General features: G+C 70.4%; 3 protein-coding genes. 2 read left to right on the top strand and 1 reads right to left on the bottom strand.

Annotated elements, in window-relative coordinates; all coding sequences use genetic code 11:
• The coding region (locus VF522_RS05555) for a ribonuclease catalytic domain-containing protein (protein ID WP_330907239.1) at positions 1 to 1,284 on the bottom strand (1,284 nt) is incomplete at its 3' end.
• A gap of 186 nt (positions 1,285 to 1,470) precedes the next feature.
• On the opposite strand from VF522_RS05555, the gene VF522_RS05550 reads away from it, so the two are divergent.
• Entirely contained in the window at positions 1,471 to 1,908 is a 438-nt protein-coding gene (locus tag VF522_RS05550; protein ID WP_330907238.1) for a DUF1810 domain-containing protein, read from the top strand.
• Complete coding sequence (locus tag VF522_RS05545; protein ID WP_330907237.1) at positions 1,905 to 2,180, top strand: GNAT family N-acetyltransferase; 276 nt, start codon at positions 1,905 to 1,907, stop codon at positions 2,178 to 2,180. The genes VF522_RS05550 and VF522_RS05545 overlap by 4 nt, the downstream gene beginning before the upstream one ends.
• The last annotated feature ends 125 nt before the right edge of the window (positions 2,181 to 2,305 follow it).

Genomic DNA, 2,305 nt, shown 5'->3' with positions numbered 1-2,305 from the left:
CGCAGGAAACACCTCGCCCAGCCGCGGCTGCAGCAGGAAGGCCGCCGCGGCCTTCAGCACCTGGCGCTCCACCCGCGCCGCGTTGTCTTCCTGCAGCGTGCAGTGGCGCGCGATCGCCTCCAGCCCCGGCAACTCATACGGCGGCGCGTCGCCGTTGACGGAGGCCTTCAGCAGGCGCTGCGTGACCAGGTCCGGAAAGCGCCGGTTCGGCGCCGTGGAGTGCGCGTAGTCGTTCACCGCCAGGCCGAAGTGGCCCAGGCCGGCGGCGCCCGGTGCCGCGGCGGCATAGGCACCCGGCCCCAGCATCTTCACGATCTTCAGCGACAGGTCGCCGAAGCCTTCCGGGTCGGCTTCGCGCCGTTCGCGCAGGAAGGCATCCAGCGCGATCGGGTTCGGCTCGTCCGGCAGCGTGACGCCGTAGCCGGCGGCCAGCGCTTCGATGCGGTCCCAGCGGCGCGGCGACTGCAGGAAGCGGCGCAGCGAAGGAAAGCCGCACTGGTCGAGGAAGCGCGCCGTGGCCGCATTGGCCGCGATCATCAGGTCGGCGATCAGGTCCTTCGCGCGGTTCTTCTCGTCCGCGCGGATGTCCACCAGCTCGCCGTCGTCGAACACCGGCCGCGCCGACACGGTCTTCACGTTGAGCGCCCCGCGGCTCTGGCGCCACTCGCGCAGCTGCGACGCCAGCGCGTCGTGCAGCCGCAGCTGCTCCGCGAGCCCCGGCACCGCGGCGAGATGCGGCAAGGCGGCCGCGTCGCCGTCGAGCCAGGCGGAGACGGAACCATAGGTGAGCTTCGCGCGATTGAAGACGGCCGCGCGATAGATGTCCCATTGCTGGACCGTGCCGTCCGGCTGCACGACCATGTCCACCACCATCGCCAGCCGCTCCGCGCCCTCGTGCAGCGAAGTGAGGTCGGTGGACAGCAGCTCCGGCAGCATCGGGAAGACACCCGCCGCCGTATAGACAGAGGTGGTGTTGGTGCCCGCATGCTCGTCGATCGCGCCGCCGGGACGCACCATCGCATCGACGTCGGCCACCGCCACCAGCAGGCGCGCCGCGCCGCCGTCCAGCGGTTCCGCGACGCTCAGCTGGTCGAGGTCGCGCGTGTCGTCGTTGTCGATGGAGAACCAGGTCAGCGCGCGCAGGTCGCGGATTTCGCCTTCGCGCTCCGGCCCCTGGCGGCGCGCCGCTTCGGCCTCGCGCAGCGCGGGCGGCGCGAACTCGGGCAGCAGGCCGCGGGCCAGCATGGCCTCGGCCGCGATGCGGTGCAGGTGGGCGGGATCCACGAGTCCGGACTGTAGCGGGCTTCAGCGCTGCATCGGTGCGGGCATGGGCATCGGCCCTTTCGGAGGCTCCGGCTGCGGACCGAGGGGCGGCATGGGTTCGGGCGGGGGTTGCGTGGCCATGGCTCGACTGTGCCGCGCCCACCGCTCCACGCTCGTAGGACGCGGGCGCGCGCGCTATAACGGGGTGTGGCTTCCGATCCCTTCGACCTGCAACGCTTCGTCACCGCGCAGGATGGCGTGATCGACGATGTGCGCGCCGAGCTCTCCGCCGGCCGCAAGCGCAGCCACTGGATGTGGTTCGTGTTCCCGCAGTTGCGTGGCCTCGGCCTCAGCGCCACGGCCCAGCACTACGGCATTACCTCGCTGGCGGAAGCGCGTGCCTATCTCGCGCACCCCGTGCTCGGGCCGCGCCTGCGCGAATGCTGCGAGCTGATGGCGGCGGTGCCGCAGCGCAGCGCGCACGACATCCTCGGCTCGCCCGACGACCTGAAATTCCGCTCCTGCGTGACGCTGTTTTCGCAGGCGGCGCCGGCCGAGACGGTCTTCCAGCGCTGCCTGGACCGTTTCTACGGCGGCGAGGCCGATCCCCGCACGCTGGCGCTTTCCGGCACGATGCCGGGATGAAATACGTCCACAACGAAGCGCAATCGCGCTACGAGCTGCATCTCGACGGGCGGCTGGTCGGGAAGGCGGAATACCGCAGGGAAGATGGCCGCATCGTGTTCACGCACACGCTGATCGAGCCGGCGCACGAAGGACAAGGGCTCGGATCGAAGCTGGCGGGTTACGCGCTCGACGACGTCAAGACGCGCGGGCTGAAAGCGGTGGCGAAGTGCAGCTTCATTGCGCGCTTCATCGAGAAGCACGAGAAGGAGTACGCGGGGCTGGTGGAGTAAGGGGCACCCTCACCCCGGCCCTCTCCCGCAAGCGGGAGAGGGAGCAGCGATCAATGCGAACTGCGTAGGCTTTGCGAATCCTTCTCCCGCTTGCGGGAGAAGGTGCCCGAAGGGCGGATGAGGGC

This window comes from Ramlibacter sp. (genome assembly GCF_036383835.1).
Taxonomy (GTDB): Bacteria; Pseudomonadota; Gammaproteobacteria; order Burkholderiales; family Burkholderiaceae_C; genus Ramlibacter.
The sequence above is the reverse complement of the archived record's forward strand: the minus strand, read 5'-3'. Positions and strand labels throughout refer to the sequence as shown.